This is a genomic window from Pseudoxanthomonas indica, from assembly GCF_900167565.1.
In the GTDB taxonomy this organism is placed as follows: domain Bacteria; phylum Pseudomonadota; class Gammaproteobacteria; order Xanthomonadales; family Xanthomonadaceae; genus Pseudoxanthomonas_A; species Pseudoxanthomonas_A indica.
In genome coordinates, this window is the sequence record NZ_FUZV01000001.1 from 1133250 (window position 1) to 1158510 (window position 25261).

General features: G+C 65.5%; 23 protein-coding genes. 11 read left to right on the forward strand and 12 right to left on the reverse strand.

Annotation, left to right across the window (positions count from 1 at the left end; all coding sequences use genetic code 11):
• Positions 1 to 19 precede the first annotated feature (19 nt).
• The 5 genes from B5X78_RS05415 to B5X78_RS18370 all read left to right on the forward strand — a co-directional run bounded on the left by B5X78_RS05415 (position 20) and on the right by B5X78_RS18370 (position 5538).
• A complete protein-coding gene (locus tag B5X78_RS05415) occupies positions 20 to 2449 on the forward strand; it encodes a penicillin-binding protein 1A (protein WP_079723419.1) in 2430 nt (809 codons plus the stop codon).
• 116 nt (positions 2450 to 2565) lie between these two features.
• Positions 2566 to 3219 carry a hypothetical protein gene (locus tag B5X78_RS05420; protein WP_079723420.1) on the forward strand — a complete coding sequence of 218 codons (654 nt, stop codon included), beginning with the start codon at positions 2566 to 2568 and terminating at the stop codon, positions 3217 to 3219.
• A 20-nt stretch (positions 3220 to 3239) separates the two neighbouring features.
• Positions 3240 to 4076 (forward strand): helix-turn-helix domain-containing protein, encoded by an 837-nt coding sequence (locus B5X78_RS05425; RefSeq protein ID WP_079723421.1) that lies wholly within the window; start codon positions 3240 to 3242, stop codon positions 4074 to 4076.
• A gap of 72 nt (positions 4077 to 4148) precedes the next feature.
• Entirely contained in the window at positions 4149 to 4589 is a 441-nt protein-coding gene (locus tag B5X78_RS05430; RefSeq protein ID WP_079723422.1) for a VOC family protein, read from the forward strand.
• 199 nt (positions 4590 to 4788) lie between these two features.
• Entirely contained in the window at positions 4789 to 5538 is a 750-nt protein-coding gene (locus tag B5X78_RS18370) for a hypothetical protein (protein ID WP_139381414.1), read from the forward strand.
• A gap of 55 nt (positions 5539 to 5593) precedes the next feature.
• Here the strand turns inward: B5X78_RS18370 and B5X78_RS05435 are convergent, their stop codons facing one another.
• The 7 genes from B5X78_RS05435 to B5X78_RS05465 form a co-directional block, all read right to left on the reverse strand.
• Positions 5594 to 6883, reverse strand: a complete 1290-nt coding sequence (locus B5X78_RS05435) for a citrate synthase (protein ID WP_079723423.1) — start codon at positions 6881 to 6883, stop codon at positions 5594 to 5596.
• A 262-nt stretch (positions 6884 to 7145) separates the two neighbouring features.
• Positions 7146 to 7388 (reverse strand): type B 50S ribosomal protein L31, encoded by a 243-nt coding sequence (locus B5X78_RS05440; protein WP_079723424.1) that lies wholly within the window; start codon positions 7386 to 7388, stop codon positions 7146 to 7148.
• A gap of 86 nt (positions 7389 to 7474) precedes the next feature.
• Positions 7475 to 8413: a nucleoside hydrolase gene (locus tag B5X78_RS05445; protein WP_079723425.1), complete on the reverse strand. Its 939-nt coding sequence runs from the start codon at positions 8411 to 8413 to the stop codon at positions 7475 to 7477.
• Positions 8414 to 8488: 75 nt separating this feature from the next.
• Positions 8489 to 10591: an ATP-dependent DNA helicase RecG gene (gene recG, locus B5X78_RS05450; protein WP_079723426.1), complete on the reverse strand. Its 2103-nt coding sequence runs from the start codon at positions 10589 to 10591 to the stop codon at positions 8489 to 8491.
• 105 nt (positions 10592 to 10696) lie between these two features.
• On the reverse strand, positions 10697 to 13117 hold the full coding sequence (locus B5X78_RS05455) for a TonB-dependent receptor (protein WP_079723427.1): 2421 nt from the start codon (positions 13115 to 13117) through the stop codon (positions 10697 to 10699).
• A gap of 32 nt (positions 13118 to 13149) precedes the next feature.
• Positions 13150 to 14325: an SO2930 family diheme c-type cytochrome gene (locus B5X78_RS05460; protein WP_079723428.1), complete on the reverse strand. Its 1176-nt coding sequence runs from the start codon at positions 14323 to 14325 to the stop codon at positions 13150 to 13152.
• A gap of 5 nt (positions 14326 to 14330) precedes the next feature.
• Entirely contained in the window at positions 14331 to 15560 is a 1230-nt protein-coding gene (locus tag B5X78_RS05465; RefSeq protein ID WP_229730820.1) for a parallel beta-helix domain-containing protein, read from the reverse strand.
• Positions 15561 to 15712: 152 nt separating this feature from the next.
• Here B5X78_RS05465 and B5X78_RS05470 point away from each other — a divergent pair, with 152 nt between their 5' ends.
• On the forward strand, positions 15713 to 16756 hold the full coding sequence (locus B5X78_RS05470; RefSeq protein ID WP_217698639.1) for an AraC family transcriptional regulator: 1044 nt from the start codon (positions 15713 to 15715) through the stop codon (positions 16754 to 16756).
• A 41-nt stretch (positions 16757 to 16797) separates the two neighbouring features.
• On the opposite strand, the gene B5X78_RS05475 is transcribed toward B5X78_RS05470, so the two are convergent.
• Entirely contained in the window at positions 16798 to 17181 is a 384-nt protein-coding gene (locus tag B5X78_RS05475) for a RidA family protein (RefSeq protein WP_079723430.1), read from the reverse strand.
• Between the two features lie 142 nt (positions 17182 to 17323).
• Between B5X78_RS05475 and B5X78_RS05480 the strand changes: the two genes are divergently transcribed.
• Positions 17324 to 17905, forward strand: coding sequence for a dihydrofolate reductase family protein (locus B5X78_RS05480; RefSeq protein WP_176140778.1), 582 nt, complete (start codon positions 17324 to 17326; stop codon positions 17903 to 17905).
• 18 nt (positions 17906 to 17923) lie between these two features.
• On the opposite strand, the gene B5X78_RS05485 is transcribed toward B5X78_RS05480, so the two are convergent.
• The 4 genes from B5X78_RS05485 to B5X78_RS05500 all read right to left on the reverse strand — a co-directional run bounded on the left by B5X78_RS05485 (position 17924) and on the right by B5X78_RS05500 (position 22148).
• On the reverse strand, positions 17924 to 20095 hold the full coding sequence (locus B5X78_RS05485; protein ID WP_079723432.1) for a RelA/SpoT family protein: 2172 nt from the start codon (positions 20093 to 20095) through the stop codon (positions 17924 to 17926).
• Positions 20096 to 20216: 121 nt separating this feature from the next.
• On the reverse strand, positions 20217 to 20516 hold the full coding sequence (rpoZ, locus tag B5X78_RS05490) for a DNA-directed RNA polymerase subunit omega (RefSeq protein ID WP_079723433.1): 300 nt from the start codon (positions 20514 to 20516) through the stop codon (positions 20217 to 20219).
• A 154-nt stretch (positions 20517 to 20670) separates the two neighbouring features.
• Positions 20671 to 21291 (reverse strand): guanylate kinase, encoded by a 621-nt coding sequence (gene gmk, locus B5X78_RS05495; protein WP_079723434.1) that lies wholly within the window; start codon positions 21289 to 21291, stop codon positions 20671 to 20673.
• Positions 21288 to 22148, reverse strand: coding sequence for a YicC/YloC family endoribonuclease (locus tag B5X78_RS05500; protein WP_079723435.1), 861 nt, complete (start codon positions 22146 to 22148; stop codon positions 21288 to 21290). The genes gmk and B5X78_RS05500 overlap by 4 nt, the downstream gene beginning before the upstream one ends.
• A gap of 73 nt (positions 22149 to 22221) precedes the next feature.
• Here B5X78_RS05500 and rph point away from each other — a divergent pair, with 73 nt between their 5' ends.
• The 4 genes from rph to hemW are packed head-to-tail and all read left to right on the forward strand — an operon-like array spanning position 22222 to position 25152.
• Complete coding sequence (gene rph / locus B5X78_RS05505) at positions 22222 to 22962, forward strand: ribonuclease PH (protein ID WP_079723436.1); 741 nt, start codon at positions 22222 to 22224, stop codon at positions 22960 to 22962.
• 6 nt (positions 22963 to 22968) lie between these two features.
• A complete protein-coding gene (locus tag B5X78_RS05510) occupies positions 22969 to 23361 on the forward strand; it encodes a VOC family protein (RefSeq protein ID WP_079723437.1) in 393 nt (130 codons plus the stop codon).
• Between the two features lie 26 nt (positions 23362 to 23387).
• Complete coding sequence (gene rdgB, locus B5X78_RS05515; RefSeq protein ID WP_079723438.1) at positions 23388 to 23981, forward strand: RdgB/HAM1 family non-canonical purine NTP pyrophosphatase; 594 nt, start codon at positions 23388 to 23390, stop codon at positions 23979 to 23981.
• 16 nt (positions 23982 to 23997) lie between these two features.
• Positions 23998 to 25152: a radical SAM family heme chaperone HemW gene (hemW, locus tag B5X78_RS05520; RefSeq protein ID WP_079723439.1), complete on the forward strand. Its 1155-nt coding sequence runs from the start codon at positions 23998 to 24000 to the stop codon at positions 25150 to 25152.
• Positions 25153 to 25261 lie beyond the last annotated feature (109 nt).

The following is a 25261-nucleotide window of genomic DNA, read 5'->3' on the forward strand; positions in this document are numbered from 1 at the left end:
GCAATCGGGAAAGTGCTGGATGCCACGTCTTCGCCGTTACATCCGCTGGGCCGTCATCGCCGGCCTGGTCCTTTCGCTTGCCGGCCTGGCCGCCCTGGGCATCCTTTATTACGTGGTTTCGGCCAAGGTTCCGGACGTCCAGGCGCTGCGAAATGTCGAGCTGCAGGAGCCCCTGTACGTCTACGCCAGTGATGGCCGGCTGATTGGCCTGTTCGGCGAGACCCGGCGCTACCCGGTCGACATCAAGGACGTGCCGGTCCCGGTCCGGCAGGCCTTCATCGCCGCCGAGGACTCCGATTTCTACAAGCACAACGGCGTGGACCTGACCGGCATTGGCCGGGCGGTCTGGCAGATCGCCTCGCGCAAGGAAGGCCGCGTGGCCGGCGGCAGCACCATCACCCAGCAGGTGGCGCGGCAGTTCTTCCTCAGCTCCGAATACAGCTACACGCGCAAGCTGGTGGAAATGATGCTGGCGATGCGCATCGAAAAGATGCTGAGCAAGGACGAGATCCTGCAGCTCTATCTCAACAAGAGTTTCTTCGGCAATCGCTCGTATGGCGTCGCCGCCGCGGCCGAGTACTACTACGGAAAGCCGCTCAGCGAGCTCACCCTGGCCGAGTCGGCCACCCTGGTCAGTGCGCTCAAGTTCCCCTCCAGCGGCAACCCGATCAGCAATCCGGTGCGCAACCATCAGCGCAGCGTGTATGTGATCGAGCGGATGCTGGATGACGGTTACATCACCCCGGCGCAGGCGGCGCAGGCCAAAGCCGAACCGATGCATGCCAGCCCGCACGAGCGTCCGGTCGAAGTGTATGCGCCGTACGTGGCGGAGATGGTACGCCAGGAAATGATCGCCCGCTTCGGCGGCGAAGTGCTGACCAAGGGCTACCACGTCACCACCACCATTGATGCGGATCTGCAGACCGCGGCCGACCAGGCCGTGCGCGAAGGCTTGCAGTTGTACGACCGCCGCCATGGCTGGAACGGCGTGGAGAAGCACGTCGACGTGCCGGCCGACGCCGACGCCAAGGCCTTGTCGGCGCAGCTGACCGGGCTGGTGCCGCAGGGTGGCCTGCGCGCGGCGATCGTCGCCGCGACCGCCGACGACGGCAGCGCCACCGTGGTGTTTTCCGACGCCAGCGAGCTGGTGTTGCCCGCCTCGGCCAGCCAGTGGACCGGCAAGAGCCCGGCCAAGCTGGTCAAGCGCGGCGACGTGGTGCGCGTGCGCGCCGGCAAGGAAGTGGGCCAGTACGTGCTGGACCAGGTGCCGCGCGCGCAGGCCGCGCTGGTCTCGCTGGACGCGGACAATGGCGCCCTGCGCGCCTTGATTGGTGGCTACAGCTTTGCCGGCAACAAGTTCAACCGCGCCACCATGGCGCGTCGCCAGCCGGGTTCCAGCTTCAAGCCGTTCCTGTATGCGGCCTCGTTCGAAAAGGGCTTCAATCCGGCTTCAATCGTGCTGGACGCACCCGTGGTGTTCCGCGATCGCCGCGGCCACATGTGGCGTCCGCAGAATGACGGCGGCGGCTTCCGCGGCCCGATGCGCCTGCGCGAAGCGCTGGTGCAGTCGCGCAACCTGGTCTCGGTGCGCCTGCTGGATGCGATCGGCGTGGACTTTGCGCGCAAGTACATCAGCCAGTTCGGTTTCGAGGAAGCCGAGTTGCCGCCCAACCTGTCGATGTCGCTGGGCACGGCCTCGCTGACCCCGCTGTCGGTGGCGCGCGGCTATGCGGTGTTCGCCAATGGCGGCTCGCGGGTCACGCCGTGGTTCATCGACGAGGTCAAGGACCGCGACGGCACCGTACTGTTCAAGGAAAAGCCGGCGGTGGCCTGCCGCGGTTGCGGCGGCAGTTCGCTGGGCAACGCCGCGCCGGTCAACGACGTGGTGGATGGCTTCAACTTCGGCGCCGAGCAGGCCGCGCCGATCAAGCCGGCAGCGCCGGCGCCGGTTGCCGAAGCGCCGGTCGCGCCCGAGCCAGCCGAAGCCGCCAGCACCGTGGCCGCGCCGCGTGCCATCGACGAACGCACCGCCTACCAGCTGGTGTCGATGATGCGCGACGTGGTCCAGCGCGGTACCGGCACCGCCGCCAAGGTGCTGGGTCGCGAAGACGTGGGCGGCAAGACCGGCTCCACCAACGATCACCGCGACGCCTGGTTCTCCGGCTTCGGCGGCAACTATGTCACCACGGTATGGGTGGGTCGCGACAACTTCCGCTCGCTGGGCTATCGCGAATACGGCGGCAAGGCGGCGTTGCCGATCTGGATCGACTACATGCGCGTGGCGCTGAAGGACAAGCCAATCGCCAAGAACGATCCGCCGGCCGGCATGGTCCAGGTGACCACCAACGGCGCCACCGAGTGGGTCAAGACCGAGGATCTGGATCGCATCCAGCAGTTCGACGACTTCGGACCGGACGAGCCCGACGAAGAAGCCTTCGACATCTTCTGAGCCTCCACCGCGCCAGCCCTTCCGGCTGGCGCGTTTGCATGGCGGGTGCGATCGCCTCATTTACATTCACGAACCATCGTGTACATTCGAGCCCAGTTTCGACGCAGGGGCTCGCCATGCACCACGCTCGTCAGCACGCCGAAACCCGCACACGCGAGCGCCGTCACCGGCTCGCCCATGAAGCCGCACGGCTGATGGCCGAAGGCGGCATCCGCGACTTCCATCAAGCCAAACTCAAGGCCGCAGATCGGCTCGGCATCCACGATGACGCCTCGCTGCCGCGCAACCGCGAGATCGAGGACGCCCTGCGTGAGTACCAGCGCCTGTTCGTCGGCGAAGCGCACTCGGCCGGGCTGCGGCGCAGACGCGAGGCCGCTTTGCGCGCCCTGGAATTCTTCCATGCCTTTTCACCGCGCCTGATTGGCCCGGTGCTCGAAGGCACCGCCGACGCCAACGCGCCGGTGCAACTGCACCTGCATACCGACGATACGGACGCGGTCGCCCGCTTCCTCGATGAGCACGGCATTCCCAATGAAGGCCGTACGCGCCGGATGCGCATGGACCGCGAGCGCGTGCTCGATGCCCCGGTCTGTCTGTTCAGCGCCGAGGAGCTTAGCTTTGACCTGACCGTGCTGCCGCTGGACGCGGTGCGCCAGGCGCCGTTGTCCAATGTCGATGAAAAGCCGATGCGTCGCGCATCGACTTCGCAACTGCGCTTGTTGCTGGCCGAAGAAGAGATTGCCGATTACGAGCTCAGCGCGTCCCGCTGACGCCTGCGAAGCGCGCTTGCATGAGCCTGCACCCGCCCGCCCTCAGCTTGCGCCCTTGGGTGGAGAGCCTGTGGGCGGCGCCTGCACGCGTACCCGGCGAACAAGGCGGCCGCACGCGCGAATGGGTGATGCCCGATGGGCGCGCGCATCTGGCAATTCGCCTGGGTGGGCAGCCGCTGGGCCTGTATCGGGATCTGGACGACGTGCAGGCACGCTGGATTTCCGATGCGGTGCTCGCCGGGCCGCACGACCGCGCCTATTTGAAGGACACCGGTCAGATGACCGGTTCGGTCGGTGCCCTGCTTCGCCCCGGCGCGCTGCACGCGCTGTTCGGCGTGGCCGAGCCGCAGCTGCTGAATCGGCATCTGCCTTTGGCCGAGGTCTGGCCGGAGGCGGCTGCCAGGCTGGTCGGGCAGATCAACGCCGCTGCGTCGCCGCAGGCGCAGATTGCCGTGCTGGAAGCACAGTTGCTGGCCCATCTGCGCCCTGCCCGCGCCCTGCATCCGCAGGTCGCCCTGGCCCTGCCCCGGCTCGCGCAGGGTCTGCGTATCGATGAATTGGTGCGGATGTCCGGCTACAGCCACCGTCGCTTCACCAGCCTGTTCCGCGAAGCCACCGGCATGGCGCCCAAACGCTACGCCTGCCTGCGCCGCTTTGCCGACGCCTTGCCGGCATCGGGCAAGCCGGTGCGCTGGGTCGATCTGGCGGCGGACGCGGGCTACAGCGACCAGGCGCACTTCGTACGCGACTTCCATGGCTTTGCGCAGATGACGCCGCAGGCCTATCGCCGCGCTCAGCGGCAAGGTGTGCGCCACGTCCGCGCGGCAGACATCCCGCCGCCCCCCACCCAAACCTGACCGTTCCATTTTCTTCAATACCCGACAATCGCGGTCGCGGATGCTCTGCCCTCCCATCCAGGAAGCCCAGCCATGACCGTCCACGAATTGTTTGCCTACCTCTGCGTCCACGATGCCCAGGCCGCGGTTGATCACTACCGCGAGGTGTTTGGCGCCAGCGAAACCTTCCGCCTGGTTGAACCCGGTGGCCGCATCGGCCATGTCGAACTGTCTCTGGCGGGCACCACCTTGATGATGTGCGAGGAATTTCCCGAGTTCGGCATCACCCGGCCCGATCCTGCCGGCCCCACCTTCCTGACCCTGCATGTCCACGTGGACGATGCAGACGCCACCATCCAGCGCGCGCTCGATCACGGCGCCACGCTGGTGATGGCGCCCAAGGACATGTTCTACGGCGAGCGTTCCGGCGTGGTGCGCGATCCGTTCGGCTACCGCTGGAATATCGGCCACAGCATCGAGGAGGTGGCGCCGCCGGAAATGCAGCGTCGCTATGGAAATAGCGACGCTCTCTAATACTGGCGTGCACCATATCCGGTGTTTGGGGAACGTCCGGACGGGCAATTGTGGGCAGTGCATCGCCACTTTCCCGTGACGAATGGAACAGATTGCAGAATGGGACACGCGACAAACGCTTGCACGATGTGCAGCAGTGCTATTGAGGTCTTGCTCCTGTAGTGGAGCACCGAACTGATTGTCCCAACAAGGAGCTAGCATGGATACGCTTAAGTTCACCATCGCATTGACAGTTCTAGCAGCAAGTTCAAGCCTTTCTGCAATCGCTGCCACGCCATCTGCATCCGCCGCGCCAGCCGCCATCACTCGCTGCGTAACTGACACGACAATTCTGCAAGGCGGATTTGCGGTAAAGCGTTGTTACGATGGTAAAAGTGTGGGAGGTGTAGGCACTACTCTAGACGCCGCAGTGGCCAACGCCAATTCGATGGCCACACTTATTTCGGCAAATACGCGCTGTAATTACTCTTCACTTGCCGGGGGGCCAGGTGCATTCATAGTCAGCTTCGGATGTGACACGGGTGATTCGAGCCCTCGCGCCCGAGGTATTGGTGGACTCGGAACGTACATGACGGATGCTGGCGTCAATGCTTTCGGTGTCGCCCGTCTACTGGCGGCAACAGGCTATATATGTAACGTCAGCACAACCACCATCGTTCTGGGAGGATATGTGTCCAATTTCGGCTGCGGCTATCCACAAGAAGGTATCCCGCGAGCAACCACAATCACGGGCGTGGGTTCGACTGCCACTGATGCAGCCGCGAATACTTTGGGTTTCGCGGAACTAGGTGCAGCCGGGTTTATCTGCAAGACGAGTGGATCAAGCATTCGCCTGAATGGATTGGCTTATGAAGTTAGGTTTACCTGCACCGGTCGCTCCATCACCGGAATTGGAAGCACGTTGACTTCTGCTGGACGCGATGCCTTATTGCAGGCAAGCGCACTTTGACTATAAAAAAACGCCCCGCAATGCGGGGCGTTTTCTCGTATCGGGTTTTGACCGCTCAACGCTGGTCAAAACCCTTGTAGTCGCGCACCGGGTAGCCGGTGTAGATCTGGCGCGGGCGACCAATCTTGGCTTCCGGGTCGATCTGCTGTTCCAGCCAATGCGCCGTCCAGCCGGCGGTGCGGCCGATGGCGAACATCACGGTGAACATTTCGGTCGGAATCTTCAGCGCCTTGTAGATGATGCCGCTGTAGAAATCGACGTTCGGATAGAGCTTGCGCTGGATGAAGTAGTCGTCCTTCAACGCGGCTTCTTCCAGCTTCATCGCCACTTCCAGCAGCGGATCGTCCACGCCCAGTTCGCCCAGCACCTTATGGGTCATCTCGCGGATGATCTTGGCGCGCGGATCGAAGTTCTTGTAGACGCGGTGGCCGAATCCCATCAGGCGGAAGCCCGATTCCTTGTCCTTGGCCTTGGCCACGGCGGTGGCGACCTTGTCCGGGGTGCCGATTTCTTCCAGCATCTTCAGCACGGCTTCGTTGGCGCCGCCATGAGCGGGGCCCCACAGCGCGGTGATGCCGGCAGCGACCGAGGCATACGGATTGGCGCCGGTCGAACCGACCAGGCGCACCGTCGAGGTCGACGCGTTCTGCTCGTGATCGGCGTGCAGGATGAACAACAGGTCCAGCGCCTTGGCCACCACCGGATTCATCTCCAGCGGTTCGCTCGGCACTTCGAACATCATGTGCAGGAAGCGATTGACGTAGTCCAGGTTGTTGCGCGGATAGCGGATCGGCCAGCCAATCGAATAACGATAGGCGGCAGCGGCCAGGGTCGGCATCTTGGCCAGCAGGCGGATGGCGGCCAGGCGGCGCTGTTCCGGGTCTTCCAGATCCAGGGTGTCGTGGTAGAACGCCGACAGCGAAGCCACTGTGCCGGCCAGCATGGCCATCGGGTGGGCGTCGTAATGGAAGCCGTGCAGGAAGTTCTTCAGCGACTCATGCATCATCGTGTGATGCGTGACCTCGTGGTCGAACTTCTCGAATTCGTCCTTGGTAGGCAGTTCGCCATTCATCAGCAGGTACGCCACTTCCAGGAAGCTGGACTGCTTGGCGAGTTGCTCGATCGGGTAGCCACGGTACAGCAGCACGCCGTTGTCGCCATCGATATAGGTGATGGCCGACTTGCAGCTGGCGGTAGCGGTGAAGCCGGAGTCGTAGGTAAAGAGACCGGTTTCCTTGGTCAGCCTGGAAATATCAACGCATTCGTTGCCAAGCGTGGGTTTGAGGACCGGCAGATTGACGGACTTGTCGCCTGCGGTCAGCGTGACCTGGTCGAGATCGGACACAGTGTGCGCTCCTTCGTGGGGAAGCACCGGCCGTTGGCACGGTCGGCGTGTGACGGGAGTCCAGGGCATGAACCCCAGGATTTCACGATTATCGCATAGGCAACTTTGAGTCGTCGCTCAGTCGCAGGCCATTCTCAGACCAAAGCACTAGGCTTTTCCTGCAACAAAGTGTTCGCCTTGTGCCGGCGCGGACCGGCGTTCGCCGCAAACGCAAACGGCCGCGCACGAGGCGCGGCCGTTCGGGACGAATCGAGTTTCCGGATTAGCGCGCGTAGCGCTTCTGGAACTTGTCGATGCGGCCGCTGGTGTCGATGACCTTGTGCTTGCCCGTGTAGAACGGGTGCGAGGCCGAAGAGATTTCGACCTTGATCAGCGGGTATTCGTTACCGTCTTCCCACTTCGTGGTTTCCTTGCTGGCCAGCGTCGAGCGGGTCAGGATCTTGAAATCGGAGGTCACGTCATGGAAGACGACGTCGCGGTACTGAGGATGGATGTCGGCCTTCATATCGGTAACCGGGGATTGCGGGAATGGAAGAGCGGCATTTTAGCCTGCCCTTCCCGCCCGGCGCAACCCGACCCCGGTCGGGAGCCTCACTTTGCCGCCAGCGCGGCCTGGATCAGGCCTTCGAAGCGGGCCTGATCGTACTGGAGCAGGATGTTGGCCCGGTCCGGCCGGCCCCCCTCCCGCCGCCAATCCACCACGCTGGCGCCCCGGCTGTGCCGGCCCTGCAGCTCGATGGCCACCGGCCGTTCGGCCAGCTCGACCGCCCCGGCCGGCTCCAGCGCGAAGGCCATGGCGACCGCGTCCGCCGCATACCAATGGTCGCCGCGGCGGTCGATGGACCACAGCCGGGTCTTCTCGGAGATGTCCGCGTAGAAGCGGGCCCGGTCCGAATCCGCCGCCAGCCAGCCGGCCACGCGCTCATGCAACAGGCCGTGGGCCAGCGTTGCTTCCCAGTCCGCCAGGTCGATGCGTTCGAACGCCTCGAACACCAGATGCGCGGCTTCCGGGTCGAAGTAGAAATTGAACTCGGCCGATGGCGTGATGTTGCCGTGCCCGGTCACCGCGCCGCCCATCACCACCAGCCGGGCCACGCGCTGCGGAAGGGTCGGGTCCAGCTTCAGGGCCAGCGCAACATTGGTCAGCGGGCCCAGCGCGACCAGCAGCAGTTTGCCGGCGTGCTCGTGCGACAGGCGCAGGATCGCCAGCGCAGCATGCTCGGCCTCGGCTTGTCGCTGCGGCGGCGGGTAGCCGATGTCGCCAAAACCGTCCTGTCCATGCACGTAACCCGCATCCGGCGCCGGATGCAGCAGCGGCTCGGGGGTACCGGCAAACACCGGGATGTCATCGCGTCCGCACACTTCACAGAGTTTGAGCGCGTTGCGCACGGTGTGGGACAGGCCGACGTTGCCGGCCGCAATCGTCAGGCCGACGATGTCGTGGCGCGGATCGTTGAAGGCCATCAGCAAGGCCAGTGCATCGTCGACGCCGGGGTCGGTGTCGATCAAGAGGGGGATGCGATCAGTCATGGCTTCGTCTTCTTCGTCTTGCTTTTCAGTGACACCGCAGTCTGGCAGCAGTGACCTGCCAACGGAAGTCACCAACTAAGCAGAAGCGTAACGCGCAGCGCCGCCCACCCAACGCTGGATGATGCGATCGGCCAGCGCCGGCGCGTCGGCGAGCAGGCGATCTGCGAGATCGCGCACGTGTGGCAGCAGATGCGCATCGCGGGCGAGATCGGCCACGCGGAAGGTCGCCAGGCCGGTCTGTCGCGTGCCCAGCAGTTCGCCCGGCCCGCGCAGTTCCAGATCCTTTTCGGCGATGACGAAACCGTCGTTGGTCTCGCGCATCGTCGCCAAGCGCTGCTTGGCCATCAACGACAACGGCGCTTGGTACATCAGCACGCAACTGGATGCCGTCGCACCGCGCCCCACCCGTCCGCGCAACTGATGCAGCTGCGCCAGGCCCAGGCGCTCGGCGTTTTCGATGATCATCAGCGAGGCGTTGGGTACGTCCACGCCGACTTCGATCACCGTGGTGGCGACCAGCAATTGGGTTTCGCCCTGCTTGAAGGCGCGCATCGCGGCCTGCTTCTCCGCCGCCTTCATGCGTCCGTGCACGAGGGCGATGCGCAGTTCCGGCAGCGCCGCCGACAGTTGTTCGTAGGTGGTCTGCGCGGCCTGCGCGATGACTTCGTCGCTGTCATCGATCAGCGTGCAGACCCAGTAGGCCTGCCGGCCCTCGGCGCAGGCGGCGCGGATGCGCTCGATCAGTTCCGGGCGACGTTCGGCGCTGAAGGCCACGGTCTGCACCGGTGTGCGGCCGGGTGGCAACTCATCGATGGCCGACACGTCCAGGTCGGCATAGGCAGCCATGGCCAGCGTGCGCGGAATCGGGGTGGCGGTCATCACCAGCTGATGCGGCACGGCCTGGCCCTGCGCGCCCTTGTCGCGCAACGCCAGGCGCTGATGGACGCCAAAGCGGTGCTGCTCATCGACGATGGCCAGCGCCAGATCGCGGAATGTCACCGCCTCCTGCATCAAGGCATGCGTGCCCACCACCACCTGCGCCTGGCCGGACGCCACCTCCTCCAGCACCGCCGCGCGCGCCTTGCCGGTGACCTTGCCGGCCAGCCAGGCCACGCGGATGCCCAGCGGTTCCAGCCAATGGCGCAGATTGACCAGATGCTGCTCGGCCAGCAGTTCGGTCGGCGCGGCCAGCGCGGCCTGCTTGCCCTTCTCCACCGCCAGCATGGCGGCCAGGGCGGCGACCACGGTCTTGCCGCTGCCGACGTCGCCCTGCACCAGCCGCAGCATGGGCGAAGGCTGGCGCAGGTCGGCGCGAACCTGCTCGAACACACGCTGCTGCGCGCCGGTCAGGCGGAACGGCAGGCTCGCCAGCAACTGTTTGGCCAGTTTGCCCGGGCCGGCGAGCGCAGGCGCGCGATGCTTCTGCAAGGCGATGCGCTGGCGGCGCAGACTCAGGTGATGGGCCAGCAATTCTTCCAGCGCCAGCCTGCGCTGGGCCGGGTGCTGGCCCTGGCTCAAGGCGGCCAGGTCGGCATCGCGCGGCGGGCGATGCATGGTCAGCAGGGCTTCGCGCAGGGAAGGCAAGGCCAGTTCGCGCAGCAGTTCGGGCGGCAGCAGCTCCAGGCTGTCATCGTCGGGCAGGCGGTCCAGCGCCTGGCTGATCAGCTTGCGCAGGCTGGCCGGGCCGACACCGTCGACAGCGGGATAAATCGGATCCAGCGCATCACCCAGCGCCGCGTCGTCGTCCTCGTCCAGCACGCGATAGCTGGGATGGACGATTTCCAGGCCGCGCTGGCCCGGCTTGGGCGTGCCGTAGCAACGTACGCGCGTGCCCGGCGCGAACTGCGCCACCTGCGCCGCACGGAAATGGAAGAAGCGCAGCACCACGGTGGCATGGGAGTCGTCGCCCACCGCCACCCGCAACATGGGGCGATAGCGAAACCCGCGCTCGACCGCTTCCACCCGCCCTTCAACCTGCGCGGGCACCCCGGGCTGCAGCAGGCGGATCGGGGTCAGCGCGGTGCGATCCTCGTAACGCAGTGGCAGGTGCAGCCACAGGTCCTGCAGGCTGAGCAGCCCGCGCGCCGCCAGCTTTTCGGCCACGCGCTCGCCGACGCCTTTCAGCGAGGTTATCGGCTGGCGGGCCGCCTCTTCGGCCCGGGTACTCGGATGCGACATGCGCAAAGCATGACGGGTCGACAGGTGAAAACACCAGTGTTCGGGGGTGCGGGAGCGGACCTCGCGAAAAATCGCCCCCGGGAACCCCGGGGGCGATCAGCATGCTCAGAACTTCGCGTTGAGTTCGACACCAATTTCGCGCGGGGCGGAGATGGTGGCGAAAGGTGTGCCCAGCACGGACGCGGAGATGTTGTTGATGCCCACCACGTAACGCTCGTCGAACACGTTGTTGCCGTACAGGCCCATGCCCCAATGGCCGCTCTGCGCAGTCCACTGCACGCGCACGTCGGTGCGGTGCTGCGCCTCGCCCACGCTGAAGGCCGGGTAGCGGTTGCAGTCGCCCTGCACGCCGGAATCGGAATTGCAGCGCGACTCGCCGCGGTAAGCATGCTGCAACGAGAACCGCACGTCGCCGCCGTCGTTGATCAGCCAGGTGTAGCCCACGCCGGCGGTGGCCGACAGATAGGGTTCACCGGTGGGATCCCCGCTCAGATCGCGGCCGTTGCTGTCACCGTTCTTGTAGGTGGCGTCGATGAACGCCGCGCCCAGGGTCAGATCCAGGCCCTGGATGGGTCGCCACTGCAGGTCCACGTCCACGCCCCAGGCTTCCATGTCGCTGGTGTCGGTGATGTAGCGCGGCACGCCGCTGCCGGCGGTGTTCAAGTCCAGGCTGATGGCCTGGCGATCCTGGTACAGGTAGTAGTAGGTGGAGGCGTTAAGCGAGAGCTTCTGTTCCGGGAATACGGTCTTGATGCCGAACTCGGCGTTCCAGACGTCTTCGTTGTCGAACTCCGACAGCGGCTGCACGCTGTTGAAGCCGCCGGCCTTGTAGCCCTTGGCCAGCGAGCCGAACACCATGGTGTTGTCATTGAGCGCGTAGTCGATCACGAAGCGCGGGCTGACATCGGTCCAGCTGTCCTTGCGCTTGGTCTTGACGCCTTCCAGTTCACCGAAGGCGAACACGAAGTCCTGCATGAACATCGCCGGGTCCAGCCCGATCATCTGCCAGAAGCCGGCGGCGTCGAGCATGGCGATGGTGGCGTCCAGAGTCTGCGCATCGCGCGGACCGTTGAACCAGGAGAATTCCTTGCGGTCATGGGTGACGCGCAGACCAAAGGTCACGTTGAGGCGATCACTGGCATGCCAGATCACGTCGCCAAACGCCGCATAGGCCTCGGCCTTGCCGTGGTTGACCATGCTCTCCTTCCACTGGTGGCCCTGCATGCGCAGCGGCAGGCCGGCGCCTTCCAGGATCTGGTCGAGCATGGCGAAGGCGTTGACGCCGCCGTAGGCCGGCAGGTTGCCCATGGCCGTGCCGATGCTGTCGGTGAACAGGTTGGTCTCGCTGGTCTGATCCGCGTCCTCCTTGAACCACGACGCGCCGGCCACCCAATCCAGGCTGCCGCTGACCCCGGAGAACTTGAACTCCTGGTAATAGCTGCGGTTGCTCTCGATGTTGGCGGTGTCGAAATACAGGTTGATGCGGTTGGTGCCGTCTTCGTCCTCGCGGTTCTCGGTATCGAAATCGCGGAACGCCGTGGTCGACTGCAGGCTGCCCCAGGGGAACGCGTGATCGATCTGCAGGGTCAGGCCGTTGAAGGTGCGCGATTCCTCGTTCTGGCGGACGTCGTTGTAGACCGGCGCCTTGAGCGGATTGAGGTAGGTGTTGCCGTCCGCCGGGTACGGCGCGGTGGCCGGGTACGGATCCAGTGCGACCAGGCCCACCGCCGGACGCGCCAACTGATCGATGTCTTCGTAATCCCAGGACAGGTTGAGCGTAGTGGACTCGCCCAGCTCCGAACGCCAGGCCGCCTTCAGCGCCCAGGTGTCCTGCGGGTTGAGCTTCTGGCCACTGGCCGCATCGCTCATCCAGCCATCGCTGTGGTTGGACAGCGCGCTGAAGCGGAATGCGTTGCGCTCGCCCACCGGCACGTTGAACAGACCGCTCATGTAGCGACGGCCGTCTTCGCCGATGCGCACGCGCGCGTTGCCTTCGGCGACGTTGCTGGGCTTGTTGGTGATGATCGAGACGGCGCCGGCGGCGCTGTTGCGACCGAACAGGGTGCCTTGCGGGCCCTTCAGCACTTCGATGCGTTCGATGTCGTTGAAGGCGAGCATGGCGCCGCCGGTACGCGCCGAGTAGACGCCGTCGATGTAGACGCCGACCGCCGGGTCGGTGCCGATGCCGAAGTCGCCGGTGGAGATGCCGCGGATCGCATAGCGCGGCTGGGTCGGGCTGTCGCTGCCCACGTCCAGGCCGGGCACGAACATGTCCAGGTCGCCGATGTCGGTGGCGGCCACGTCGTCGATCAGGTCGGCATTGATCACGCTGATCGCGATCGGCACGTCCTTCAGTTCCTGCTCGCGGCTCTGCGCGGTCACCTTGATGGTGTCCAGCGTGGTGGCCTCGTCCGGCGCGGCGGCCGGAGCCGTCTGCGCCAAGGCCGCACCGCTGGCGCCCAGCACCATGCTTGCCAACAAGGCCCGACGCAGGCCGATCACCAGATTCCGTTGATTCAATTTCATACTCCCTCCCCGAAGCGTTCTTATTGAATGTGTCAGCGTGCGGCGGCAATGGCGCCGCCTGGCGCCTCGCCGTCACAGCTGCCTTGTTGTTCGCGTATCCAGGCATTGATCAGGGCCACGCCTTCGCGATGGATCACCGAACGTCCCAGCTCCGGCATCATCACCGCCGGATCGGCGCTGTCCATGCGGAAGCTGAGGATGGATTCATCCGGCTTGCCAGGCTCGATATCGTGGCGGCGGTTGCCGGTGCCCTTGCCGGCGGCGATCGGTTGCTTGCAGAAGCCCAACTTGAGGCGATCCTGCGTGTGCGCATCCAGCCACAGGCCCGAGGTGATCGCCGGCCCCTTGGGGCTATGGCAATGACCGCAGTTCACGTCCAGGTAGGCACGCGCGCGGGCGTCCAGGCTGGCGTGTGCTTCGTCCTGCCAGTCGGCCGCGCGCGGCGCCTGCGCCGGCGCGGGAGCGCCCTGCAGGTAGCCGATGCGGCTCAGGTGCGCGATCTGGTTCTCGCGTCCGCCGACATAGTCGAGATCGCGATTGAGGTGGCGCGCCTTGGGACCGATCGGCGACAGCTGGCGCGAGCGGTTGTCGGTCATGTGGCAACCGGCGCACTGGTTCTGATCCGGCACCTGGTACGACGCTTGCTCGCGCTGGCCATCGGCGTCCACCAGCTCCAGGCTGATCAAATCACCGGTGCGCTTGAGTTCGGCTTCGCTCTGATCGGCGTTCCAGACATACGGCATCGCGACCCAGCCGTTCTCGCGACGGACCAGCAGGCGCGTTTCGATCAGCCGCACCTTGGACAGGTCCAGCGATTCCTGCTCCATCACGCTGGCGGCGGGCGAGGTGCGTGCGACCGACTTGCCATCCCAGCCCTGCCCTGCCGGCAGCGGGTAGTAGAAGGTCTTGCTGATGATGGTGCCGACCGGGAAGTCGAAGGCAGCATCGGCCGAATACTTGGCCGATGCGCCCTTGGGCATCCAGATCGTGCGCAGCTTGTGCGCGTAGTCGCTGAACAAGGGCGTGTTGAGATCGTAGGGCGATACGCCTTCGTTCAAGCGCAGCTTGCCGTCTTCAATGCGCAGCACGTGCCAGTCGCTGAGCTTGGCCGGCTGGCCATCGGCGATGAACTTCACGGGTGCGGGGCCACCGCACCCTGCGAGCAACGCGGCGACGATCAGCATCGCCACGGTTCTGACTTTCCGCATCGAACTCAACCCCGCTTCAAATCCACCGCCGGCAAGGCCGGCAGCGTGCATGCGTAGGGCTTGCTGTCCTGGCTCGGATTCTTGTAGCCGCCGGGGCCGTCGGCATTGAGTACGCCGCTCACGCCCTGCAGGCAGATTTCCGGACCGCGCGGCTTGCCATCCACCTGCCGATCCTTGTTGTAGTAGCCATCCCACAGTACGTCGGGGAAGCTGCCGGTCAAACCATACTGCGTGGTCTTGAGCGCCTTCAGGTCCAGGCCATCCGGCGAGTCACCGCCGCCGGACAAGGTGTTGTCGTGGATGTAGATGCGCTCCGGATAGGGATCGAAGGTCTCGGACTTGCTCGAATCCTTGTAGCCGGTGGAGTACACGCTGGAGACGATGATGTTGGCGGTGGCGTTGTCGCGGATTTCGTTGTTGAAGACTTCGATGTCGTCGTTGGAGTTGATCACCACGCCCGAACCGGCCGGCACGCTGGCCACCGGCGTGCCCTTGGCGCCGAAGTTCTCGTGGTTGTTGGCCAGCACCTTGTTGTTGAACACGCGGATCCTGCCGCCCTGCTGCGACAGACCCGGCATGTTGAACACCAGGATGCCGCCGGTGTTGCCGGTGGCGACGTTGTCGTAGACGTCGGCGTTGATGGTGTTTTCGATCTCGATGCCGGCCACGTTCTGTTCGGCGCGGCTGCGACGCACGATCACGCCGTCGGACTGGCCCACGTAGATGCCGGCGTCGGATGCGCCAATGGAGATGGAATCTTCAATCAGCACGTTCTTGGTCAGCACCGGGTACAGGCCGTAGGCGCCGTTCTTCGTGCTCGACCCGCCGGTCCACTGCACCTTGACCTTGCGGATGGTGATGTTTTCCGACTCGCTGATCTTCAGGCCATCGCCCTTGGAATCCTCGATGGTCAGGTCTTCGATGGTGAAGTTGTCGCCGTTCACCAGCAGGCCTTCGGCACCGGCCTTCTGGCCCTTGAAGCTGAGCACGGTCTGCTCCATGCCGGCGCCCTTGATGGTCACCCCGCTGGCGCGCAGGGTCAGGCTGCGATCGAACTGGTACTTGCCGGCGGGAATCTCGATGACATCGCCGGGCTTGGCGTCGAGCAGGCGCTCATGCAGCTTCTGCGCGAAGTCCTGGTTGGCCGGATTGGCCGGGGTCGTCTCGTCGGTCGCGGGCTTGCACCCCACCAGGGCCAATGCCAGGCCCGCCATCAGTACCGTCCGCTGCTTCAATTCGTTCTCCCCACGAGTGTTTGGCGACCGACGCCAGCCATACGCCGGCGCATCTGAAATCTGTAAGTGAAAGTCTTGTCGTGTGGCCTCTCACAAAGGAGGGCCGTAGCGGCATACTAGGGGGGGGAAAGCGGTCAAGCTGGAGGGCTGGCATGCGACGTAAATTGGGACTATTGGGGAGCAATCGGCTATCGATCGCCAACCTGCCCACCAACATGCTGTGCAGCCTGGTGTTGCTGGCGGGCGAATTCGGAGTGAATTGCGAGACCTGGTTCACAGGTCTGCGGCTGACGCCGCGCGAGATCCAGGATCCGCAGGCGCGCGTGTCCTATCGCCAGGCCACCGAGGTGATTCGCCGCGCCCTGCCCACGTTGCCGATGGACGATGTCGGTCTGACCATCGGCGGTGCGCAGAACGGCAGCAACTTTGGTCTGCTCGGCCTGGCCATGCGGATGGCGCCGAACTTTGGCGAAGCGGTCAGCATTGGCCTGACCTACCAGCGCAACCTGGGTCCGCTGATGGATCTGCAGCTGGTGCAGCACGAAAGCGAAGCAGTGACGCTGGTCGCGACGACGCCGCTGGAGATGCCGGAGATCCTGCCGTTCCTGTGCGAGGAATTGTTTTCCAGCGTGCTGATGCTGGCGCGCGAACTTGCCGGTCCGGAATTCCATCCGCTGCGCGTGGACCTGACCTATCCGCCGCCGACCTATGCGTATCGCTATGCGCAGATGTTCGACTGCGACGTGTACTTCAACCAGGCGCAGAACCGCATGCTGGTGGATCGACGCTGGCTCACCCTGCCCTTTGCCAACTACAACCCGGTCGGCTCGCAGCAGGCGCTGGCGATGTGCCAGGCGCAGTTGGCGGCGGCCGCGGCGTCGGGCGAAACCACTGCGGCAGTGGAACGACAACTGCGTCCACGCCTGCGCGAAAACCCGCAGATGACCGAGATCGCCACGTCACTGCATTTGAGTGAGCGCACGCTGCGCCGCCAGCTGGCCGACGAAGGCCAGCGCTTCACCGACATCCATGATCGCGTGCGCACGGAGCGCGCCTTGGTGCTGCTGCAGGACCGCGATCTGACCATCGCCCATGTCGGCGCACAGTTGGGCTTCAACGATGTGCGCGAGTTCCGTCGCGCCTTCAAGCGCTGGACCGGCAACACGCCCAGCGAGGCGCGCGACCGGATGACCTGAGGCGTGGCACCGGGCACGGGGCCACGCTCAAGCGAGCGAGGTCAGTCGAGTACCATCACCGCGTCGACTTCAAAGCCCGCACCCTTGGGCAGGCCCGACACTTCAATGGTCGAGCGCGCCGGGAACGGCGCCTTGAAATAATCCTGCATCACTGCATTGACCTTGGCGAATTCGCCCAGGTCGGTCAGGTACAGGCCCAGGCGCACGATCTGATCGAGTGAACCACCCGCGGCTTCGGCGACGGCCTTGAGATTGTCGAAAGCGCGCCGTGCCTGCGCATCGATGTCGCCATCGACGATGTTGCCGGTGGCCGGGTCCAGCGGGATCTGGCCGGAGAAGTACACGGTGTTGCCGGCGCGCACGGCCTGCGAGTACGGGCCGATGGCGGCGGGCGCCTGCTCGGTATGGATGATCTGGCGGCTCATGGCGCACTCCTGTCGAGAAAGGCCCGCATTCTAGCGCTGGTGGAGGCCATCGGCGGCGCCATCCCTGCGCGGTCACTCCAAGTAGATGTCGATTCGCGGCCCGCTGGTTCGTCGTACCGGTACATCACTCGGGAGCAAGGCCATGGGTCGCGTCATCGTGGAGCAGATCATCAGCGTGGACGGCTATGCGGCGGACGCCGATGGCGGCATCGACTTTTTCGTCAACGCGCAAGCCATCAACGAAGCCGACAGTGAGCAGTTGCGCCTGCTGCAAGGCGTGAAAGCGATCGTGCTGGGCCGCGTCACCTACGGCATGTTTTCCGACTACTGGCCGGAGGCCGATCCGGCGAAGGAGCCGGTGGCCGTTCCCCTCAACACGATTCCCAAATACGTGGTTTCCAACACGCTCGCGCAGGCGCCGTGGGGCACGAAAGGAGACAGCGCCGGCGTACTGCGCGGTGACGGTGTGGCTTCGCTGCGTGTGCTGCGCGGCCAGGTGGCCGGCGACATCATCGTCTGGGGCAGCCTGACCCTGGCGGATGCCTTGCTGGCGGCGGGCGAAGTGGATGTGCTGCGCCTGCGCAGCGTGCCGGTGCTGATTGGCGCCGGGCGCTCGTTCACGCCAGCGGCCCTGCGCGCCACGGCTCTGGAACTGCGCTCCCTGCAGCACTATCCGCAAGGCGTGGTGGTGAGCGAGTACGCGCTGCCGCGCGACGGTTCATGACGCGGGTGACGCCGCCGGTTACTGGCGGCGGACACCGTGCACGACATTCAAGCGGCGCAGGCGACGCATCACCTCGGCCAGGTGATTGCGGTCGCGCACCTGGATGGAGAAGCGCAGCACCGCCACGTTGATGTCGCGTTCCAGGTATTCCACCCGCTCGATGTTGGATTGGCTCTTGGCCACCGCCGCCGCCACCTGGGCGAGCACGCCGGGGCGGTTTTCCACATCGATCAACAGCGAGGCGTCGTAGTCGCCGGTGACGCTGGCGTCCCAGGCGATCGGCACCCAGCGTTCGGGCGACTTGCGGAACTCCACCACGTTGGGGCAATCCATGCGGTGCACCACGATGCCCTTGCCGGCCGTGTGGTAGCCCATGATCTCGTCGCCGGGAATCGGCTGGCAGCAGTTGGCGAAACTGACCACGCCGCGCTGGGTGCCATTGATCAGGATCTTTTCCTGCGAATGGCGCGAGTGTCCGCCGCTGCGCAGTTCCGCATAGGCGGTGAGCGCCTGCGCCGCCTGCGCGGGCATCCAGTTGCCCAGCGCCACATCGGCCAGGAAAGCTTCCAGCCGCGGATAGCGGTGTTCGGCCATGAAGGCGTCGAGGCGCTGCTGCGGCAGTTTTTCCAGCGAGCTGTCCAGTTCCTCCAGCGCGCGATCGAGCATGCGGTGGCCCAGTTGCACGGCGTCTTCGTGTTCCAGCTGCTTGAGCTGGTGGCGAATCGCCGTGCGCGCCTTGCTGGTGACCACAAACTCCAGCCACTGCGGTTTGGGCGCGGCCGACTTGGCGGTGATGATCTCAACGCTCTGGCCACTGGCCAGCTTGGTGCGCAGCGGCACCAGCCGCTTGTCCACGCGCGAGGCCACCGCCTGGTTGCCGACGTCGGTGTGCACCGCGTAGGCGAAATCCAGCGCGGTGGAGTTGCGCGGCAAGGAAAGAATCTTGCCCTTGGGCGTGAACAGGTAGACCTCGTCCGGGAACAGATCGACCTTGACGTTGTCGAGGAACTCCAGCGAGGAACCGGCCGCGCGCTGGTTGTCGATCAGCTCCGAGATCCACGCATGCGCGCGGTTCTGCGCGCTGTTGGGCGCGTCGATGCCGTACTTGTAGGTCCAGTGCGCGGCGATGCCGCGCTCGGCGATCAGATCCATTTCGGTGGTGCGGATCTGCACCTCGATCGGCGAGCCGTACGGGCCGAACAACACCGTGTGCAGCGACTGGTAGCCGTTGGCCTTGGGAATGGCGATGAAGTCGCGGAAGCGTCCGTCCAGCGGCTTGTACTGCGCATGCACCGCGCCGAGTGCGTGGTAGCAGGCCGGTACCGACTCCACGACCACGCGGAAGCCGAACACGTCCATCACCTGGTCGAAGCTTTTGCCTTCGCCCTGCATCTTGTTGTAGATGCTCCAGGGGGTTTTGATGCGGCTGACCAGCCGATGTTCCAGGCCTTCCTTGGTCAGGCGCTGCGACAGGTGCGCCTCGATCTGCGCCATCGATTCGCGCCGCATCACCGGCTGGCTGCGGATGTGCTTGTCGATCACCGCGTGGCGCCACGGATGCAGCGCGCGGAAGCCGAGATCCTGCAACTCGGACTTGACCAGGTTCATGCCCAGGCGCTGGGCGATGGGGGCGTAGATTTCCAGCGTTTCGCGGGCGATGCGCTGGCGCGCTTCGGCGCTCTGCGCGCCCAGCGTGCGCATGTTGTGCAGGCGATCGGCCAGCTTGATCATGATCACGCGCAAGTCGCGTGACATGGCCAGCAGCATCTTGCGGAAGCTTTCGGCCGCGGCCTCCTTGCGATCGCGGAACTTGAGCTTGTCCAGCTTGGTGACGCCATCGACCAGTTCGGCCACCGACTCGCCGAACTCGGCGGCGATGCCCTCGCGCGTCAGCGGCGTGTCTTCGATGGTGTCGTGCAGGATCGCCGCGATCAGCGTCTCGGCATCCATGCCCAGTTCGGCCAGTACGCCGGCCACGGCCACTGGATGGGTGATGTAGTCCTCGCCGGATTTGCGGGTCTGGCCGGCGTGCGCGGCGGCCCCCACTTCCCAGGCGCGGCGCAGCAGCGGCAGCTGATCCTTGGGCAGGTAGCGCGCGGATTTTTCGAATTGGACGAGGTAGTCCGGAATGCCGTCGCCGGGGGTGGCGGCGGCATTGCGGAGTGCCTTGGCGGAGCGGCCTGGGTTCATGCCGCCAATCTAGTGCAGACGCCGCAGGACGGCAAACTCACATCACCGCAGTGGGCAACAAAAAAGCCCGCTTGCGCGGGCTTTTTGCGAATGCGCCGGCAGCGGGCGCAAGCATCGGGAATCAGTCGTCGCCCTTGGACATGTCTTCGTCGGCGACCACTTCGGCGGCAGCCCATTCCAGCGCTTCACGCTCGGCGCGTTCACGCTCTGCCTTCTCGACGCGATCAATCAGATCGTTGTCGATCTTGCGGGCGGCAATCTCGCGCAGCGCCAGCACGGTCGGCTTGTCGCCGCTCTCGCTGTTGTCGATGGTCGGTTCCACACCGTTGGCGAGCTGGCGGGCGCGCTTGGCGGCCATCGTGACCAGGTCAAAACGGTTGTTGACGACTTCCAGGCAATCTTCGACGGTGATGCGGGCCATGCGGGCTCCCGGCGACCAGACGGCCGCGCGATGTAAACGGAAAGGGTCGCGGATTGTAGGCGCTGGACCCTGGAGATGCAAGCCTTTCCTTGTGAATCAAGGGCTTGGACTACCGGCCAGCTCGCGGGGTCGGGGCTGAAGCCCCTCCTGCGGCCTATTCCGCCAGCAATGCCCGGATCAGGTCGCCGTGCCGTTGTTCCTGGGCCTCGCGGCGCAGGCGGCTGGCGGTGAAGATGGCATGCATCTGCGCGCAGGCGGTCTCGAAGACGTCGTTGACGATGACGTAGTCGAACTCGCCGTAGTGGGACATTTCCTCCTGCGCCGCCGCCAAGCGCAGCTGGATCACCTCTTCGCTGTCCTGGCCGCGCGCGTGCATGCGCTGCTCCAGGGCGTCGCGCGAAGGCGGCAGGATGAACACGCTGACCGCGTCCGGCACCTTCTCGCGCACCTGGCGCGCGCCTTGCCAGTCGATTTCCAGCAGCACGTCCTTGCCGGCGCTGAGCTGGGGTTCCACCGACTGGCGGGCGGTGCCCTTCCAGTCGCCATGGACCAGCGCGTACTCGAAGAAATCCCCGGCCTTGATCATGGCCTTGAATTCATCGGCGGCAATGAAGTGGTAGTGCTGTGCATGCCGCTCACCCGGGCGCGGCGCGCGCGAGGTGAAGGAAATCGACAGGGCGATTTCCTCGTCACGCGCCAGCACCGCATTGACGATGCTGCTTTTGCCTGCGCCCGACGGCGCGGCGACGATATAGAGAGTGCCCCGGCGGCTCATTCGATGTTCTGCACTTGTTCGCGAATCTGGTCGATCAGCACTTTCAGTTCCACCGCCAGGTTGGTGGTGCGGGTATCCACCGACTTGGAGCCCAGGGTGTTGGCTTCGCGGTTGAATTCCTGCAGCAGGAAATCCAGCCGGCGCCCGACCGGTTCGGTCTGCTTGAACACGCGGCGGATTTCCTTGATGTGGCTGTCCAGGCGATCCAGTTCCTCGTCCACGTCCAGCTTCTGCAGCCACAGCACCAGTTCCTGTTCCAGCCGGCCGGGATCGCCGGGCTGGCTCAGGTCGGCCAGGCGTGCTTCCAGCTTCTGCCGCTGGCCGGCGCGAATCAGCGGAATCAACTCGCGCACCTCGGCTGCGCGCGCGGCGATGCCATCCACCCGCTCCTGGATGGCGGCGGCCAGCTTCTGGCCTTCGCGTTCACGCGAGGACAGGAATTGCTCCACCAGCGTGTCGACCAGGGCCAGGGCTTCGGTCTGCAGGACCGCCGGATCACCCAGGCGGCTCTGCAATACGCCGGGAAACTGCAGCAGCTCGCCCAGATCGGTGCGCAGCCCCGGGAAACGCCCGCCCAGGTCCGCCGCCAGGCCAGCCAGCTGATCCACCAGCCCGGCATTGACCTGCAGATGGCCACTACCCTCGGGCGCGCGCAGGCGCAGGGTGAAATCGAGCTTGCCGCGCGATACGCGCGCGCTGATCCGCTCGCGCAGTGCCGGTTCCAGTCCGCGCAGCTCCTCGGGCAGACGCACGCCCAACTCCAGGAAGCGGTGGTTGACCGCGCGCAGTTCGCCGTTGAGCGTGCCGGCGTCGGTGGCGCGTTCAACCGTCGCAAAGGCGGTCATGCTGCGGATCATGGGTGGTCCGGGCGGGAAGTGGGAAGGCGCGAATGGTACCCTAGCGCGCCGCGAACCAGCGCACGAATCCCGCATGAGCCAGACCCCCGTCGTTTCACCGCGTCCCAGCGGCCGTCTCCCCGATCAGATGCGCCCGGTGCGGATTGAGCGCGCCTTCACCCGCCATGCGGAAGGCTCGGTGCTGATCTGTTTCGGCGAGACGCGCGTGCTGTGCACGGCCAGCGTGGACAACAAGGTGCCGGCCTTCCTGCGCGGCAAGGGCGAAGGCTGGGTCACCGCCGAATACGGCATGCTGCCTCGATCCACCCACACGCGCAGCGATCGCGAAGCCGCGCGCGGCAAGCAGGGTGGCCGCACCCTGGAGATCCAGCGCCTGATTGGCCGCGCCCTGCGCGCCTGCGTGGATCGTTCGGCGCTGGGCGAACGCACCATCACCCTGGATTGCGATGTGCTGCAGGCCGATGGCGGCACCCGCACCGCCGCGATCACCGGCGCCTATGTAGCCCTGGTGGATGCGGTGAACTGGCTGCGCCAGCGCGGCGAAATCAAGCGCGAGGTGGTGGTGGGCGCGGTCGCCGCGGTCTCCGCCGGCATCTACCGCGGCCAGCCCGTGCTGGATCTGGACTACGCCGAAGACAGCGATTGCGATACCGACATGAACATCGTGATGAACGATGGCGGCGGCTTCATCGAACTGCAGGGCACCGCCGAAGGCCATGCGTTCCGCCGCGACGAGCTGGATGCCCTGCTGGCGCTGGGCGAGAAGGGCGCGCGCGAACTGTTTGCCGCGCAGAACGAGGCGCTGGGTCGCTGAGCCAGCATGTCGCAGACGCTCGCCCTGATTACCGTGCTGGTGGACGATTACGATCGCGCCATCGCCCACTACACCGGCGCGCTGGGCTTCGAGTTGCGTGAAGACACCGACCTGGGCAACGGCAAGCGCTGGGTGCGCGTGGCGCCTCCGGGTTCGCGCGAGACCGGCCTGCTGCTGGCGCAGGCCAGCGATGCGGCGCAGAGGGCACGCATCGGCGACCAGACCGGAGGCCGGGTCGGCTTCTTCCTGCATACCGACGATTTCGCCCGCGACCATGCGCGCATGGTCGCGGCCGGGGTGGAGTTCCTGGAAGCCCCGCGCCACGAAAGCTACGCCACCGTCGCGGTATTCCGCGATGCCTACGGCAACCGCTGGGACCTGCTGCAACCCGCGTCCTGACCTCCCCTGACTGGAGCTCCCCCGCCTTGAAACTGGTCCTGGCTTCCTCCAACGCCGGCAAGCTTGAAGAACTGCGCGAACTGCTGGCCGATACCGGCATCGAGCTGATCGCGCAGAGCGACCTGGGCGTGGACGACGCCGAGGAAACCGGCGCGACCTTTGTCGAAAACGCCATCATCAAGGCGCGCCACGCCGCACGCCTGACCGGCCTGCCGGCGCTGGCCGACGACTCGGGCATCTGCGTGGATGCGCTCGACGGCGCGCCCGGGCTGTATTCGGCGCGCTACGCCGGCGAGCATGGCAATGCCAGCCGCAACATCGACAAACTGCTGGAAGCCTTGCGCGAAGTACCCGACGCACAACGCGGCGCGCATTTCTATTGCGTGCTGGTGCTGCTCCACCATGCCGGCGATCCGCAGCCGCTGATTGTCGAAGGACAATGGCAGGGCCGCATCCTGCACGCGCGCCAGGGCCAGGGTGGCCATGGCTACGATCCGGTGTTCCTGGATCCCGTGCATGGCCAGTCCGCCGCCGAAATGCCGCTGCCGCTCAAGAATGGCCTGAGCCATCGCGGCCAGGCGCTGGCCGCGCTCAAGCAGCGGCTGGCTGCGCGCGCCTGATCGACACCGCCGCCGCATGCTGATCCCACCGCCCCTGTCGCTGTACGTGCACCTGCCGTGGTGCGTGCGCAAATGTCCCTACTGCGACTTCAACTCGCACCAGGGCAAAGGCGCGCTGCCGTTCGAGGACTACATCGACGCGCTGATCCGCGATCTGGATCAGGACTTGCCGCTGGTGTGGGGCCGCACGGTGCATTCGGTGTTCTTTGGCGGCGGCACGCCCAGCCTGTTTCCGCCGGAAGCCATCGATCGCTTCCTGCAGGCGGCAGCCGCGCGTCTGCGCTTCGCGCCGGGCCTGGAAGTGACGCTGGAAACCAATCCCGGCACCGCCGAACACGGCCGCTTCGATCGCTATCTGGCGGCCGGCGTCAATCGCATCAGCTTCGGCATCCAGAGCTTCGACGATGGCTGCCTGCAGCGGCTGGGCCGCATCCACGACAGCCGCGAGGCCGAGGCGGCGGTGAAGCTGGCGCAGGACGCCGGCTTCGACAATTTCAATCTGGATCTGATGTACGCCCTGCCCGGCCAGACCCTGGCCATGGCCGAGCATGATCTGGAGCGCGCCTTTGCCTTGCAGCCGGCGCACGTCTCGCATTACCAGCTGACCCTGGAGCCCAACACGATCTTCTTCTCGCGCCCGCCCAAGGGCCTGCCGGACGACGATCACGCCTGGGACATGCAGGCGCACTGCCAGGCGTTGCTGGCGGCAGCGGGCTTTGATCACTATGAAGTCAGCGCCTATGCGCGGCCGGGCCGGCAATGTGCGCACAACCTCAACTACTGGCGCTTTGGCGATTATCTGGGCATAGGCGCCGGCGCGCACGGCAAGATCAGCCTGGGCGCCGACCAGTCGATCCAGCGGCGCTGGAAGATCAAGCATCCCACCCGTTACCTGGAAACGGCCGGCACGGTCGAAGCCATCGGCGGCGACGAGTCCATCGCGCCCGCGCAGCGTCCGTTCGAATACATGTTGAATACCCTGCGCCTGCGCGAAGGTTTCCGCCTGATCGACTTCAGCGCGCGCACCGGGCTGGCGGCCGACGCCATTGCCATGCCACTGCGCGAGGCAGAGGCGAAAGGCTGGCTACACCTGGCTGCCGATGGCCAGGTGATACCGACCGAACTGGGTCGCCGCTTCACCAACGACGTGATCGAACTGTTTCTGGCCTGAACCTTGCATCGCAACACAAAACGCCTTTCGTCCCCCGGGCTCACCCGTCCACGACAAGGCGCCGACTAAGCTTCGCGAAATGTGATAATGGTCCCCAAAGGGGAGATCC

What these genes read in the sequence shown, in the direction of transcription:
- B5X78_RS05415 (WP_079723419.1), top strand. Translation starts at nt 20, where the DNA reads ATGCCACGTCTTCGCCGTTACATCCGCTGGGCCGTCATCGCCGGCCTG.
- B5X78_RS05420 (WP_079723420.1), top strand. Translation starts at nt 2,566, where the DNA reads ATGCACCACGCTCGTCAGCACGCCGAAACCCGCACACGCGAGCGCCGT.
- B5X78_RS05425 (WP_079723421.1), top strand. Translation starts at nt 3,240, where the DNA reads ATGAGCCTGCACCCGCCCGCCCTCAGCTTGCGCCCTTGGGTGGAGAGC.
- B5X78_RS05430 (WP_079723422.1), top strand. Translation starts at nt 4,149, where the DNA reads ATGACCGTCCACGAATTGTTTGCCTACCTCTGCGTCCACGATGCCCAG.
- B5X78_RS18370 (WP_139381414.1), top strand. Translation starts at nt 4,789, where the DNA reads ATGGATACGCTTAAGTTCACCATCGCATTGACAGTTCTAGCAGCAAGT.
- B5X78_RS05440 (WP_079723424.1), bottom strand. Translation starts at nt 7,388, where the DNA reads ATGAAGGCCGACATCCATCCTCAGTACCGCGACGTCGTCTTCCATGAC.
- B5X78_RS05445 (WP_079723425.1), bottom strand. Translation starts at nt 8,413, where the DNA reads ATGACTGATCGCATCCCCCTCTTGATCGACACCGACCCCGGCGTCGAC.
- recG (WP_079723426.1), bottom strand. Translation starts at nt 10,591, where the DNA reads ATGTCGCATCCGAGTACCCGGGCCGAAGAGGCGGCCCGCCAGCCGATA.
- B5X78_RS05455 (WP_079723427.1), bottom strand. Translation starts at nt 13,117, where the DNA reads ATGAAATTGAATCAACGGAATCTGGTGATCGGCCTGCGTCGGGCCTTG.
- B5X78_RS05460 (WP_079723428.1), bottom strand. Translation starts at nt 14,325, where the DNA reads ATGCGGAAAGTCAGAACCGTGGCGATGCTGATCGTCGCCGCGTTGCTC.
- B5X78_RS05470 (WP_217698639.1), top strand. Translation starts at nt 15,713, where the DNA reads ATGCGACGTAAATTGGGACTATTGGGGAGCAATCGGCTATCGATCGCC.
- B5X78_RS05475 (WP_079723430.1), bottom strand. Translation starts at nt 17,181, where the DNA reads ATGAGCCGCCAGATCATCCATACCGAGCAGGCGCCCGCCGCCATCGGC.
- B5X78_RS05480 (WP_176140778.1), top strand. Translation starts at nt 17,324, where the DNA reads ATGGGTCGCGTCATCGTGGAGCAGATCATCAGCGTGGACGGCTATGCG.
- B5X78_RS05485 (WP_079723432.1), bottom strand. Translation starts at nt 20,095, where the DNA reads ATGAACCCAGGCCGCTCCGCCAAGGCACTCCGCAATGCCGCCGCCACC.
- rpoZ (WP_079723433.1), bottom strand. Translation starts at nt 20,516, where the DNA reads ATGGCCCGCATCACCGTCGAAGATTGCCTGGAAGTCGTCAACAACCGT.
- gmk (WP_079723434.1), bottom strand. Translation starts at nt 21,291, where the DNA reads ATGAGCCGCCGGGGCACTCTCTATATCGTCGCCGCGCCGTCGGGCGCA.
- B5X78_RS05500 (WP_079723435.1), bottom strand. Translation starts at nt 22,148, where the DNA reads ATGATCCGCAGCATGACCGCCTTTGCGACGGTTGAACGCGCCACCGAC.
- rph (WP_079723436.1), top strand. Translation starts at nt 22,222, where the DNA reads ATGAGCCAGACCCCCGTCGTTTCACCGCGTCCCAGCGGCCGTCTCCCC.
- B5X78_RS05510 (WP_079723437.1), top strand. Translation starts at nt 22,969, where the DNA reads ATGTCGCAGACGCTCGCCCTGATTACCGTGCTGGTGGACGATTACGAT.
- hemW (WP_079723439.1), top strand. Translation starts at nt 23,998, where the DNA reads ATGCTGATCCCACCGCCCCTGTCGCTGTACGTGCACCTGCCGTGGTGC.